The sequence below is a fragment of the Bacteroides sp. UBA939 genome, from assembly GCF_002293435.1.
Taxonomy (GTDB): Bacteria; Bacteroidota; Bacteroidia; order Bacteroidales; family Bacteroidaceae; genus Bacteroides.
This window is the reverse complement of record NZ_DBDF01000049.1, coordinates 14,387-30,154: the sequence shown is the minus strand read 5'-3', so window position 1 is coordinate 30,154 and position 15,768 is coordinate 14,387. Positions and strand designations below refer to the sequence as shown.

Genomic DNA, 15,768 nt, shown 5'->3' with positions numbered 1-15,768 from the left:
TGAATAAATCCGTCTCACGAGACGAAAAAATCTGTCCCGTGGGACGAAAGAGACCGTCCCACGGGATGAATGAATGTATTTGCCAATATGAATACTGCAGGAGAGACCTTAGCCTGCACTATTCATACCGCAGGAGTAATCCTCACGAACGCGACGCCGTGGTAAGGAACCTTCGTCTCAAAACTGCCGTTCACCTCGCCCAACTCCTTCTGCCGCCACAAGTCGCGAACCGTTGCCTTGCCTTCAATGCCAAGCTGCTTCAGGTCAAGATTGAAAGTATAATCCCTCATCTGCATAGCCTCAGCATCGTCCTGATCCCAAAGTATAAAATACGGGTCTACATGGAAGAAACCTACGGCATAGGAACCGTCGTGCAACTTCTTTGACCAAACCTGGCCATTTTCAACAATCATTTTCTTAGCCGGAGCCACCATAGGATCCTGGCTGACTGCTATTACTTCATTATTCGTCAAGAGGTTTAACGTAAAGTCATCTATATTTGCCATATCGCAACCTATCAGCAAAGGGGCCGAAAGAAGACACCATAAAGATATATGGGAATACTGTTCATCAGCCGTCAGGTAAGAATCATGCACCTTCGTTCCCCAGGCTTGTCCCAACCTACCTACAACCAACATATCAGGGTCACTATTCCTGCCCGGAGCCGTAACTTCCGCGCATACATCCTGGAACGTGCCGATAGCCGTCACAACATTCCATTCATCGGTAATATCACGGGTTGTACGCCACTGGTTGCCCCCTGCTTCCGCCGCCCAATTCCATACATTAGGCGCACCATAGCCCACACAATATACAATATCACGATTCACTTTGTCCAAAGCCTTGCGCATTACGATATAAGGTTCCTGAATAGTCTTCTCTTCCGAATCCTTTTCAACTTCACCATATCCGCAATAGTCATACTTCAGATAGTCAACACCCCAACCGGCCCAAGTCTTGGCATCAATTTCCTCGTACTGATAACTGGCTAAATGGCCTCCGCAAGTTGTTGGGCCGGGAGAAGAGTAAATACCGAACTTTAAGCCCAAGCCATGGATATAGTCGGTCAGTTCTCTGAAACTCGGGAACTTCTCGTTAGGAAACAATTCACCTTGCTTAGTGCGTGTCGAAGCTTCCCATCCATCATCAATATTCACGTATTCCCATCCGTAAGCGTGCAGTTTGTCACTCATCATCCGTGCCGCATCCCTCACCTTTTCATCATCCACCGAAAGCCCCCAGCAGTTCCAACTGTTCCAGCCCATGGAAGGAGTCAACGCGATATTGTCTCCTATCTTAATTGTTACTTCTTTCTCTGCGGAACCTTTGTCATTAGTGGCTTTCAGCATCACTTTATAGTCGCCTCTCTTTACGGCTTTACCCGTAATGCGACCGGTAGTTGCATCCAGTTTCACGCCTTCCGGCAATCCGGTTGCCTCAAACGTCATCGGACGATTGCCCGTAGCCATCACAGACCACAGAAACGGATTCCCCGGACGAGCGCCAAACACGAAAGGATTATTGATTACCGGAACCTCAGGAGCCGGCGGTGTCAGGATGTATTTTTCTTTGGCTACCGGCTTTGCCCAGGCGGGAATAGGCTTCACATCACCGCGAGTAGTGATTTTCACGTTCAACCAGTCGGCATGATCGTACATGATACCGTCTCCGCATTCTTCTACCAAAAGCAATACTTTATCAATTCCCTTCAAACTTACATTGAATTCCTTGACGGGATCTCCTTTCTTCATGACACCGCTCTTCCACAGCTCTTTCCTGTCGCCAATAATCTTGAACTGGAGATTACATGCAAACTTATTATTGTCATCAGCGCCGGCAAGCCCGGTAATGGAGTCTGCCCTACCTCCCAAATCGTATAATAAACGACTGATGGAATGTGCGCCTATTCCACGTTCATAAACCACTCCATTAACAGTAAGCGGGGTAAGTACCACAGAACGGTTTATTTCAGCCCTTCCCCAATCCTGGACATAGCACGAATCTTGCCCGAACTCATCCAGCCACACCTCTTTTACAGTTCCGTTATCACAAGACTGCAAAGTCCAAAGACTCGTCAACATTGCAGCCAAAAGCATTACGCATTCTTTTATCTTCATATTTTTTAGAATATACTATAAATATTATGTTTCCCAAAAGTGACAAATCCCTCAATCGCCTCTTCTACAGATACGGATATTATCAAAAGAGAAATTACGGGCAATCGTTGGTTCAATCTCAAGACGGATATTAAATGAATTATAATATGAGTTTTGCGGATACGTGGCTGAACGATTGACAACAAAAGGTAATGTTATGGTTTCCCAACGGTTATAACTCTGAAGTACGAAATCAGAAGCATACCACTCCATAGGCGCCGCATCCCAGAACACATAATTGCAGAATCTTATCCTGTTTTCAATAAACTGGTTAGCGGTTCTGAACTCACACTTCACTACATAATTCTGGTAATTGTCGAGCATATCATCCGTATATTTGATTCCTCCTTTTTCTGCCAGATACCACCAACCACTCCAAACAGCAGTGTCATCAATGCGCAGGAAGTTTCCACTGAGACGCTGTGCATCTCCTACGTCAGTCACCACATACATAGGATTACTCGGAAGCAACTCATCAAAGTCCATAATCATAAGTTCACGGTCATAATAACGTCCCGGACAAACGGCTTCAACATCGTGCTTTATTCCTCTCACCTTCACTTTGATATTCTTGTCCACATCCACAGGAACCTTAGCCGTGAGATATGTATTCGACGAAGATATCACGCCAGAGGTTTTTCCGTTAAAATCCACCACGGCATTCAATGAATCTATTTCATATAAATCAAAGAAATCACCGTAAATCATAATAGTATCACCGGGCTTTGTGTACTCATTGAACATCCGGGTTAGCTTCAAGTTAGGAGCCAAAGCTCTAAAAGGTAACTCCGCAACACCCTTTGAATTATGAATATAGATTTTATTCGTTTCTACACCCGGAAGTTTCACAGGAACCTGCATATACAAGATATCCTTTTCAGAATAAGTTTCCAGCATATCGACCTTTACATCATTTACCAATATAGAGTCAATATTCTCATAAGCCAGCCCCGTACCATGAATCGCAATGAAATCGCCCAAAGCAGCCTCCGTTACCGGAGTATTCATATCCGACATAAGCGTAATACCCGTTGTCTCAATAAGAACCGGATTGTCATCATCCGAGCAACCCACCAATGACATGCCGAAAAGCAATGCCCCGGCCAAATATATATTTCTAAAACCAATTATATTTTTCATCTCTTTATCAATTAGATTAATCATTAATAAATAGAATTACCATCCCGGATTGTTTCTGTCAATATTGGGATTTGCATTTACTTCATCAACCGGCAACGGGAGTAACAAATGCTTTTCTTCACGTTCCTTGATATTGTCATTCTCATCATAGTAACCAATAGCGTTCATAACCTGAATGTAAATACCCCAACGAAGCAAGTCATTTCTGCGTATGCCTTCCGCCGCAAACTCTTTAGAGCGCTCTTCCAGTATATAAGACCTAAACGACTCTTGAGTAAACGGAGTTCTCTCATTGCGAGCAATGGCAGTGGTGCTGTTGTTGCGACGGTTAAGTTCAGACACCCTGGACAAAGCCTCGGCAGAAGGGCCATTATTCACTTCATTGTCCGCTTCGGCAAAAATCAGGTAAGTTTCGGCATACCGCATAAAGGGCCAATTATAGTCAAGACGTACATCACCTTGCAACTCGGCGGTACAACTAAACTTCATCAACTTTGAACCATAATATGCACCGCTCACCAATTTGTCAGTCGGTTCATAACCTCTTTCTCCCTTCCGCACATATACACTATCACGTTCCGGGTAGTAATTCCAGGTCATCACTTTGGTCTCATTGTTATAAGAACCCGGATAACGATGTACTACGCCCCACGTAATACGCTCATCTTCCCAGTCATCGAATATCTGCAACCAATGATCACGCTGAGTATACCATCCGGATGACCATACCGGCACATCATAACTGGCGGTATTCCAATAACCATAATAATATTGGGGGATAAAATTGCCGTATATACTTTCGGCAACCGGCAATGTCTGCAAACAGAACTGGAATTCCGTTCCATTCTTATTTGCATAACTCCACAATGCTTCCTGACTGGCAGACAATCTGAATTCACCTTCAGTAAGCACTTCCAATGCCTTGGCGCGGGCCAGCTGATAATACTCCTTCGAGTCAAATTCTTCATAACCGGCAACCTGGTTTTTCTGATGAGTAATCGGTTGGGGCATCAAGCGGGTCTTTTGGCCATCTTCGTTCGTTCTCATCGGAGGCCCGCCTTTTACGGTAATTGATCCGCTTGTCATTGAGGCTGAGCCAATTGTTGCATAAACTTTCGCCAATAAGGCTTTTGCTGTTCCCCTGCATACGTGACCTTTTGCATAATCGGCATCATTACGCGGCATTAACAATGTTTCCGCTTCCTGCAATGTTTCAATAATATGTTCGTAAACTTCTTTGACAGAAGAACGCGGCAAATTTACATCATTACCCTCTTCTATTGAATATTTGTACAATGGTATCGGGCCATACACCTGCACCATCTCGAACAAAGCCCATGCTTTCAGAAACCGAAGTTCACCCAAAGCGTTCTTTTTAAGTTTCTCAGGAGCACCGGCAACTTGGTTTACCAGGTAATAGTGATAGTTGGCGCGGTCAATAATCTGAGCATAAGTAAAATAGAAAGTGTCAAGACTGCTGTTATTATAGAAATTACCATTACCAATAGTAGTAAATGCCCAAGCCGGTCCTGATTGATAATCACAATCCAGATTTATAGCTTCATGATAGGCTCCCCACTCAAACAGATAACCTAATGCCGAATATGCACCAGCCACCAATGCTGAATAATTACCTTCCTGAGCCACTACCTCACCCGCCATTGAAGTATAAACTTCTTCATCCAACGAACAAGAACTCATCATGAGCACACTCGCCGTACAAGTTGCTAATATTTTAGTAAGTTTCATATTGTTATGTTTTTTAGAATGATAATTGAATACCCAAATTAAATGTACGCGCACTTGGATAGGATGCCAAATCTACACCTCGACGAGAAGAATCGCCACCAAAAGCATTCACATCCGGATCAAACCAATCATATCCCGTTATAGTAAACAGATTAGAGACACTGGCTACAAAGTTGATAGATTCTACATACTTCACAGGATGCATCAGACGATAGCTTAAGTTGATATTTTTACAGCGCAAATATGAGCCATCCTCCACATAACGGTCGGAAGCCTTCACGCTACGTGCGTTGGTAATAAGAGAACGCGGATATTTAGCTTCTCTTCTGTTTTCGGGCGTCCAACGATTGTTCCATACGAAATAGGGAATGTTATCACTATTGTTCATTGTGAAACGGTTCAAATTCACATTTAATATATCATTGCCTTGTGTGCCTTGTAAGAAGAAACTAAATGTCCAGTTTTTATAGGTCAGAGTACTGGTCAAACCATATTGATAGTCAGGATTGGTATTACCGATAATGTCACGGTCACGATCATCAACTACCGGGTCATCGTCCATGTTCTTATACTTAATTTCACCAACCATACTTTTGATTTTTGCATCCGTTGCATTCTTATAATATGGATCGGCGCGTACTTCAGCTTCATTATCGTAGAATCCATCTTCTACATAGCCGTACATAGTGCCAATAGGATGCCCGTTCCTCATCAGGAAGACATTGTTAAATCCCCACACTAAATCAGGGATAAAATGATCAGCTTCCAAACCACTGATTTCATTCTTATTGAAGGAAATGTTAGCGTCCAATGCCCACATAAAATCCCTTGTCTTTACAGGAATAACATTCAAGCTAACTTCAACACCCTTATTAGTCACATTACCAAAGTTTGATTTAATCTTTTTAAATCCGCTCATCCATGAAATCATTTTGTCCATCAACATACCCTCGGTCTTCTTATAATAGACATCCGCAACCAGATTCACACGGTTATTCAAGAACGAAGCATCCAAACCTATGTCATACTGGGTCGTCGTTTCCCAACCCAACAATGTAGGAGCAGCGGCACTAAATCTATCTTGCGCCATACCATTTTGCAGGCTTCCACCAAACGGATAATTATTTTCTCTCGCTGTCAGGACAGTTCGAGTAGCATAAGGGCTTACACTTTGGTTTCCTGTTTGTCCGGCACTGAAACGCAATTTCAAATTATCAAAGAAATCCAATGACTTAATAAACGGTTCGTCAGACAGACGCCATGCAAAAGCTCCCGAATAGAAGTTACTCCAACGATCCAACGGTGAAAGCCGGCTGGAACCATCACGGCGGAAAGAGAAAGTCAACATATAGCGATCCAACAGATTGTAATTTGCACGAACCAAATAAGACATCAATTGAGACATACCGCGATCACTCATCATTTCTCTACTTTCAACGCCGGCGCCAATATTGTTTTCTTCATTCCCGTCACTGGGATATTGTGTGCTTCTCAAAGCCTTGCTACGCCACATCACCTTTTCATACGTAAAACCGGCTACCGCATTAATCGCATGCACACCAAACTTCTTGTTAAATGTCAACATTGACTCCGAAGTCAAACTTTCATAGACCTGATCATTCTTAATACCCAATCCATTTGTGCCTCGTCCACTGGTTGTATAACGGTTATAATACTGGTTACGTTCATCATAACTATAACTATATCCTAAATTCTGACGAAACTGCAACCAATCCGTAAAAGACACTATTGCAAATCCGGAAGCAAATACATTCTTCGTTAACAATACATTCTTTTCATACATGGCCCCTAAATACGGGTTACCTAAACCGGTCGAGTTATCTTCCGAAAAACCGGAATCTTTTTCAGGGTCTCTTAATGGGTAAGTCGGGTTGAAAGAAATAGCAGATGTAATGAGACCGGATGTCTCCGTATTAGTACGCGCCAAACGATTTTCCGCATTCGTGAAACTAAAATTAGTCCCAAGTTCTATATAATCATTAATCTTACGTGTATTATTGGCACGAACATTATAACGTTTATAATATGTGTTTATAATAATACCCTGCTGATCCAGGTATCCTCCCGAATACATATAAGAACCATTCTTATCACCTCCTGAAACACTGATATTATAGTCCTGACTGAAAGCCGTACGGAAAATTTCATCCTGCCATCTGGACCCATAAAACATCTGACCATTAAGTTCATATCCATTACGGAAGTCTTGTGGAGACGGATTGTATTTTTGACCAACCACCACCATTCCACCAGTATCCGGATCCGGTACTTCTATATCCTCCCAAGTTCCTACCGACGGATATATAAAACTATCCGGTGCATACGCCAAACCGTCAAATAACCATCCGTTGGATCTTCTCTCATTCTGATAGATTGCATAATCACAAGCATCTAAAACATCAATAGTCTTCACGGATTTGGAAACATTAAAGTTTGCGCTGAACTGCACTTTTGCCTTGCCTTCCGCACCGGACTTGGTAGTAATAATAACTACACCATTAGCTGCGCGAGAACCATAAATCGCTGTAGCGGAAGCATCTTTCAAGACTTCAATAGATTGAATATCCTGAGGACTAATGGTGCTCAACGGATTATTTTTTGATTTAGTTCCATAATCTGTTGCAGGAGCTTCACCCACGGAATAAGGCATTCCATCTACAATATATAAAGGCTCGGTACTCGTGGTAAATGAGTTTGCTCCACGGATCTGAATATTAACGCCGGCACCCGGAGCGCCATCAGATTGCGAAACGTTTACTCCAGCCAATTTTCCTTGTAATCCTTGATTAATACTTACAGGATTTGTTTTCAGCAAGTCTTCACTCTTCAATGATGATACAGCACCGGTAAGGTCTCTCTTCTTTACACTACCATAGCCAATAACAACAGTTTCCTCCAGCATTTGGCTATCCTCCTTCAACGTCACATTAACAGTACTTTTACCCTTTACCGCTACTTCTTGTGTCTTATAACCAATATAAGAAAAAACCAAAGTAGCGTCTCCGGAAGCATTCACGGAATAACGTCCATTCACATCCGTTACAGCACCGTCTTGTGCATTCTTAACACGAACCGTAACACCAATTATCGGTTCACCGAAGTCATCTGTAACAACACCTACAATTTTAGTGACCTGAAACATCTCGGTCGTTTCAGCTTTCAAACTAACCGGAACTATTATAAGCGCTATTAAAAAGACTCCTATAATTCTATTCAACATTTTATGTGATATCTTCATGTCTCTTAGCATTAAAATAATAAAAATAAGTTTTTCAATGTATCAAATATTAATTATCGAATAATTACATGTTAAAATCCATAACATGTAATTATGTGTTAACTCCTTGTCATATTAGCCTAAAATCACATTTTCAGATTAAACAAACCCAATCAATACAATTGTACATGTTAACATTCGGGCGGCTTCACTTCCCTATATTACACCGTACAATATTTATCATATTATTCCTCATAATCACTATTATTGAGCAGCCGGATTAATGAATATTTCGTCCATATACACTTTCTCCGGAGCATCAAAAGCAACCTTCACATAATGAGCATTTTCATTCAGTTTTTCAAATAGTACACCATCAATCCAAGCATCATACTTGTTGTTAGGGAAGTAAGGAGCATCTTTTATAGATAACAAACTATAATTTCTACCATCCTCAGAAACATATATATATACTTTCAATGGAGGGGCTATTTTTTCCGGATTATAGTTCAGCGTACGTATCATTATATCTTGCAGAGAAGTCATTTTTTGCAAATCAATGAGTATTTCATGATGACCCTGCTCAAACTTCACCCATCGATTATCCTTACTGTTTTCTTCTGCGACCTGTCCATCCAATAATGCTTTATAACCAAATTCGGCTATCATTTCAGGAGAGGCTACATTTGACAATTTCTCAAGTAAAGTTGCTTCAAAAAGCTTCCAATAAGTATCGCCATTCTTCCATGCCATATAATTATTATACAAGTCATTGGACCATACCGGTTGTCCCAATTGATAAGAAGACTTGGGATTCTCAATAATACCGCCAAACATAAATGAAATAATTCGATCAACACCAGCTACGGAAGCCGCTGCCTGTTGTGAAAGCAGACGGGAATATGCGGCCGGTATTAATGCCGATTGACGGTCATTCGTCCCCTCTTCCCAAGTAAATGTTTCACAATTGGCCCACATTTCAATATTCAAGCGATTGTGAATATCGCGCATTCTTTGCCAATTTTTCTTCAAACGAGGAAGAGTGAACTTATCACGTAGACACCCGACTTCATCCTGATATGCAATAATATCGACTTTCAATTTGGACATTTGCTTCTCATAATCAGGATTATCAAACTCCGACAAACCAATACCATAAGGCGAAATCAACGTTTTTTTATCAGGAGTCAAGGCTTTAGCTTTTTCTGTCAATGCATTTACAGACTGTACGGCATGTTCTGCAAAAATAGGACAAAGGCAATCTTCCACCGGTAGATACCAGCCATAGAACGCTTTATGGTTTTTATAAATGGACGCCAGTTCTTCCATTATTTGAAGTTGACGTTCTTTAATTGCCGGATCAAGCAAATTATCATCTTGATCTTTTGCCCAACCGGTACTCATAAAAACTTTCACATCATGTTTGGCGGCTTCATCAAGAATAGCGTCTACCGGACTTTTCATATCTTTATTATATAACCATGGCATTATCTTCGAAGGATAAAAAGACTTTCCTTCATTTGCCACTTCCATAAATACCAGATACTCAATGCCCATATCAGCTAATTCACGTACTTTAGCTTCCCACAATTTTGGATCTGTATTATCAAAGTTTTGTGGATTCGTATATTTGTTACGTACATCTTTATACGCCAAATTAATCCAAGTACCCGTGATTGGCTGTACAGTAGAAGCCAATTTAAGAGTATTCACCTCTTTAACTTCATTAGAAGTATTACTTCCGGCACATGCGGAAATAATTAAAAATGTGACCAACACACCTAACACCCCTAACATTCTCACTCCCAAATTTCGTTTCATTGTATCTATATTATTAATAAAAAAAATAATTACCACCAAATATTATAATTAAAGCCAAACCGCCAATAAAAAGTATCAGCATTAGCCCAATCAATAGGTTAATTGATTAGGTTGACCGGCATAAACAAGCACTTCTCCCAAATAAATCTGTGCATCTTTACGGGGATTCAACCATTTCAAGACAATTTCATGTGTAGTATCAGGTAGTTGATATCTATGAAACAAATCCACTCTTCTATTATCAATAGAAGAAGCTTTCGCAACCGGAAGGTTCGAAGTTTCTACCAAATTACCATCAACATACATTTCAACACCGGCAACATACTCTTCATCAGCGCATTTTGCATATCCCTTCAACACAAACCCATTACCATCAAATACAAACTCAGAAGAATCCTGCAGAGGACGATTAACAGCTATCTTATCTATAGGATAATGACTTTCAAAAGACTTCTCATACTTTACAGCAACCGGCTGCTGTACTTTAATGACGACTTGATCATCCTGAATAATTCCCTTTTCTTGTTCAATAACACCTAATGCCTGTTTAAAACTTAACTCATAGAGTTTACTTAACGACACGTCGGTATAGGCAAAAGGTATATCTTCCACTTCATAAAGACTCTCTTTCCACAATTCCGGTATATTACTATACCCAAGCATAGTTCCTAAAACGCCTGCTACAGTAGCAGCATTGCAATCGGAATCTTGCCCACAACGTGCAGCAATATCAATAGTTCGATAAAAATCTTTCTTACCATACAATAAACCTATAGTTACATAAGCACTGTTCATTTTGGCATCAATATCAAATGGAGCGAAAACTCCATCAGGACAACCAACCTCTGACGCCCATTTTTTCTGGCATTCACACCACGTCTGTTTCCAATCATCAGGATACTGTCGATGCCAGTCAATCACGTCTCTTACACAATTATAAAAATCACTTTGTTCAGGAATTGTCTTCAAAGCTTCTTCTACAACCACCTGCATATCATCCGACACAAAAGCCATTGAATATAATGCTCCTACATACACTCCACCGTACCATCCGTCACCATAAGTGAAAATATGACCTACTTTATCCGATATTTCAGAGGCTGTATTGGGCATACCAGGTGACATCAAACCTGCAAAGTCGGCTTCTATCTGATAATCAATATCATCTGCATGAGGATTATTTAACCAATGGCCAGACATGGGAGGCATTATTCCCTGCTTTATGTTGTATTTAGCTACTTGATTGGCATGCCATAAAGGAAATCCGGCATTAGCAAATGAAACCGCAAAAGAATCTGCCGGAGCTTCTAACCCCAAACGATCGAATACATTCACAAATAGAATATTAACATATATATCATCATACAATCCCGGAAATGTATCAAAATAAAAAATTACCCTATCTTTTGACCACTTAATAGGGGTATAATCCTGAATCATTGTACCATTGTGCAGGAATTCAACAGGTCCTCCATAAGTACAGCCAATAGTTTTAGCAGCCCAGCCTCCCTTTATTTTATCCGCTAACTGTTTTCTGGTCATACAGATTTCATCCTGCACAGTCGAAGTGGAAGAACTACACCCTGTACACAGTACAACGAGAATACCAATGATGATTAAAACTATATTTTTCATATTCTTTTTTTAATCGTTTCTTATTCAGCCTTTACTTTAGCCGATTCTATTCCTATTACATTATATACGGCTACTTCATATACACTATCAGCTTTTCCTTCTGTATCTACAAAGGTTCCCGGAAGTTCTCCGCCACGTATTTGAAGCTTCTTTATCAACTTTCCATCGCGATATACACTATATCCGTCAGCCGCTTTCATACTATTGGGTGTCCATCTAATTTCTATTCCATCAGAAACCTTGTGCATACTGGCATTTATCACTCTTTCAGGTACCTCCATATCAGGAAGATGACCAGTCCGGCAGTATTGAAGATAAGCCTGATGATAATCCGGATTTACTACATACGGACTATTGTAATGACTATATGCAAAACATATTATGTTATCAACATATCCATTTATAATCTCCAACTGTTTCTGAGTCCTTTCTAAAGGAGCACTAATCCAAAAACGTTGATCAAATGTTTCCACATTTCCCCAAAAAATCAGTCCGGGTTTAGTATTCACCGCTTGTTTCAGTTCGGAGAACCATTCCGAAACATTATCCAGGTTCAATCCTCCTGCCCCTATGCAATCCTGAGGTGAAAAAATATCTCCCGAACGAAAACGAGTTTGTGCAAAAACATTCTCCCACATTCTCCCATATTCTTTAGCATTTCCACCCACTCTGTAATTCATAAACGGAGACATCATTAGCGGCATTCCCGGAGTTATTTCAGATAAATGATCCAGGTTTGTATTCAATGCTTCGGCAAGATTCTTTTGACATTCAGAGGTCATACAATTCAAATTATCCACTTCCCAAACCCAATACCAACCATACATGGCGTCCGGGAAATCTTTCTTGTATAAAGCCACAATTTCATCTGCCACCTTATTACCTACTTTCATTTGGTTCACCAACCAGTCGGCATCATAATCCACCTTCCACCAACGGTCGTTAAAATTCAACCCCACAAATACCCTGATACCATTCTTTTGAGCGCTACGCAAACATTTTTTCAGTGTTTCGCTTTGATACTTTTTATCTGTCAGAGATGATGGATAATTGGTAGTGACTTTCCCTTGCTCATTCGTCAATAGTGAAGGCGCATATATCAAATGTTTCATTCCAACTTCTTTCAACATCGCCATCTCCTGATCCCAACGTGCATTATCCCAATCAGCAACCAGAAACTCCTGGATAAAAGAACCGTCAAACCGGGGAATATTCCCGGATTTACAGGAGTCATTCTCTTCACAATCTACATCTGTTATCTGAGCATCTTTCAATTTTCCATCGCGAGACTCCGAACACGAAGCTTGCGAGAAAACCGGAATACAGATCAACCAGCAAATTATTCTAATCAAATACTTTTTCATCTTCATCTTTTTTTCAGACAGAACACAATCTCAAGAATTAGCTATCTCTTCCAAAGTTTTCCAGCACTGATATAATCCCCTCGGTACATGGAAACATCCTTTCCATTTTCCACCTTTCAACGGAAGCAAGACTTCACCTCTTCTGTTCAAATAACCATACCACTCAGGATATGCATCATCTTTAAAATGAGACCAAACGTAATCATGTACCTTTTCAAACCAGTCCAGACATTTCCGGTCACCAGTCCAATGATATCCTTTCAACAAAGAAATCAATGTTTCAATATGTACCCACCAAAGTTTCTGATCCCACTCCAATTGTTGAGGAGGACATCCTTTACGATCCATAAAATAATAAATACCACCATACTCTTTATCCCAACCATAATCAAGCATTGTCAAGGTGATATCTTTTGCCTTTTCAATCAAATCCCAACGTTCCAGGCGTTTCCCAAGATCCATAATAAACCACATTGCCTCAATAGCATGCCCCGGAGTCACTTGACGCCCTTCAAATGAATCGGATAATTCTCCGTCCGTTTTGATGTTTTCTACAATAATACCTCCCAATTCAGGGCGATAAAATTCCTCCATAACTTCATGGATACATATTTCCATGGTTTTTTCCAGATAATCCGCATCCAGCAAATGTTCTATCTCCAAAGCCAAATTGCACAGGATCATCGGTAGTGCGAAGTTCTTCAAATTGCGTGTACCCGGATGTAATTTATTCCAATGTCCTTTAGGATTATCTACCTTCGAAAGGATAATACCAAATGTTTTCTTGGCTATTCCGGCATATTCTTCATTACCTGTAGCCAGACTTAATTGCCCAAATGCCATTGCAGCAAAGGTGTACGAGAATATATTACAAGGCTCTACTAAAGGCTTTCCTTGTCTATCCAATGAAAAGTACCAGTTGCAATTGCCATCATGCCCGTATTTTTTCAGGAATTCACCTCCTTGTATAGCACAGTCCAACCATTCCTGACGTTTTTCAACTTTATTATAAAGCATCGAGAACATCCATACTTCACGGCCTTGTAACCAAATAAACTTATCCGTATCAAATACATTTCCCTCACGATCAAGACAAGTGAAATATCCACCATATTCATAATCCTGGGAATGTTCAATCCAAAAAGGAAGAATATTATTCATTAATTCATCCTTATACTGAGCAGCCAACTTCTTAAACTCCATAAATTCTTTTAATATTTATAATTAATAAGGTCGATTATTTTACACGGGTCCAATAACGCTCAATTTCTTCCAACGACTTACCTGTTGTCTCCGGAACAAGTTTCCAAACAATCAACATATAAGGTACACACATTGCAGCAAACAAAAAGAATGTTCCGGCGGGGGTAAGATGTTGGAGCATCCAAGGAGTTAACTGACCAATCAAATACGTTCCAATCCATAGAGAAAATCCGGCTATTGACATTGCCAGCCCACGGACTTTCATGGGATACATTTCGGAAAGCAGAACAAATACTACTGCACATATAGAAACTGCACAACAGAATACATAAAACAAGAAAAAGATTAATAAAAAAAGATTTGATATTCCCCATGCCTCTCCATATATAAAATAAAAACCGATTAACAGCAGAGACAGTACCATACCCGACACTCCATAATATACCAGTTTCTTACGACCTACCCGATCTATTATAACAAGCGCCAATACAGTCGTTAAGGTATTGACCAATCCTACCAATACCTGATAAAACAAAGAATCACCTCCGGAGAGTCCGGCATTTTCAAAAATAGAAGGGCCATAATAAAGAACTGCATTTACTCCCATAAACTGTCCTAACATGGCAATGCACACTCCTATTATTACAGCTTTCAGAATTCCCGGTCGCAACAACAGTTTCCATTCCGACTTGACTTCCGACAATATCACAGACTTTGTCTCATTCATCTGGCAGGCAGCATCTTCTACCGAATGATACACCTTCCTCAATATTTCAAATCCATCTGACTCCTTTCCTTTCAATATTAGCCAACGCGGACTTTCCGGTATAAAAAATATAATAATGAAGAACAGGACAGCCGGCAATGTTTCCATTCCCAACATTCCACGCCACACCTCTGTTACAAATATCTTATCCACCCATCCTGCACTTGCCCCAACATGGCTCTCAGCCCATGCCAACAATTGATAATTCACCAAATAAGCTCCCAAAAAACCTACCGTAACTGCAAGTTGATATAAAGAAACAAGTCTCCCCCTATATTGAGCAACAGAGACTTCAGATATATACAGCGGCGAAATAATAGAAACGACACCGATGCCTATACCACCTATGATACGATAAATCACTAATCCATTAAAGTCAACACACAAAGCACAGCCTATCGCAGAAGTAGAAAACAATACTGCCGAGAGTATCATTGTCAGTTTACGACCAAACTTATCACTCAAGATACCTGCAAACGAAACACCTATAATAGAACCTATCAGGGCACAGCCTACATACCATCCTTGCTGCAATGTATCCAATTGGAAAAGAGTCGTTACCTGAGCTATGGTTCCGGAAATGACGGCTGTATCATATCCAAATAGAAATCCTCCCAAAGCAGCAACAAAGGAAAGAAAGACCAAATATCCTATATTCACATTCGATTTCATAAACTAATCAATTTTAGCGGTTTA

At 40.5% G+C, this 15,768-nt stretch carries 9 protein-coding genes; all 9 read right to left on the bottom strand.

All coding sequences use genetic code 11. The annotated features are described in order from the left end of the window. Positions 1–122 precede the first annotated feature (122 nt). Complete coding sequence (locus B2Z67_RS03505; protein WP_291528434.1) at positions 123–2,117, bottom strand: NPCBM/NEW2 domain-containing protein; 1,995 nt, start codon at positions 2,115–2,117, stop codon at positions 123–125. Between the two features lie 51 nt (positions 2,118–2,168). Beyond that, positions 2,169–3,296: a glycan-binding surface protein gene (locus B2Z67_RS03500; RefSeq protein ID WP_291528433.1), complete on the bottom strand. Its 1,128-nt coding sequence runs from the start codon at positions 3,294–3,296 to the stop codon at positions 2,169–2,171. 36 nt (positions 3,297–3,332) lie between these two features. Continuing rightward, positions 3,333–5,045, bottom strand: a complete 1,713-nt coding sequence (locus B2Z67_RS03495; protein WP_291528432.1) for a RagB/SusD family nutrient uptake outer membrane protein — start codon at positions 5,043–5,045, stop codon at positions 3,333–3,335. A gap of 13 nt (positions 5,046–5,058) precedes the next feature. Continuing rightward, a complete protein-coding gene (locus B2Z67_RS03490) occupies positions 5,059–8,304 on the bottom strand; it encodes a SusC/RagA family TonB-linked outer membrane protein (RefSeq protein WP_414630774.1) in 3,246 nt (1,081 codons plus the stop codon). Between the two features lie 243 nt (positions 8,305–8,547). Further along, the gene (locus B2Z67_RS03485; protein WP_414630775.1) at positions 8,548–10,080 is read right to left on the bottom strand and encodes a DUF4434 domain-containing protein; all 1,533 of its coding nucleotides are present in this window, start codon (positions 10,078–10,080) and stop codon (positions 8,548–8,550) included. A gap of 114 nt (positions 10,081–10,194) precedes the next feature. Further along, a complete protein-coding gene (locus B2Z67_RS03480) occupies positions 10,195–11,739 on the bottom strand; it encodes an ADP-ribosylglycohydrolase family protein (protein ID WP_291528429.1) in 1,545 nt (514 codons plus the stop codon). 20 nt (positions 11,740–11,759) lie between these two features. Beyond that, positions 11,760–13,103 carry a DUF4434 domain-containing protein gene (locus B2Z67_RS03475; RefSeq protein ID WP_291528428.1) on the bottom strand — a complete coding sequence of 448 codons (1,344 nt, stop codon included), beginning with the start codon at positions 13,101–13,103 and terminating at the stop codon, positions 11,760–11,762. A 30-nt stretch (positions 13,104–13,133) separates the two neighbouring features. Next, the gene (locus tag B2Z67_RS03470) at positions 13,134–14,306 is read right to left on the bottom strand and encodes an AGE family epimerase/isomerase (protein WP_291528427.1); all 1,173 of its coding nucleotides are present in this window, start codon (positions 14,304–14,306) and stop codon (positions 13,134–13,136) included. Positions 14,307–14,340: 34 nt separating this feature from the next. Next, complete coding sequence (locus tag B2Z67_RS03465) at positions 14,341–15,744, bottom strand: sugar porter family MFS transporter (protein WP_291528426.1); 1,404 nt, start codon at positions 15,742–15,744, stop codon at positions 14,341–14,343. Positions 15,745–15,768 lie beyond the last annotated feature (24 nt).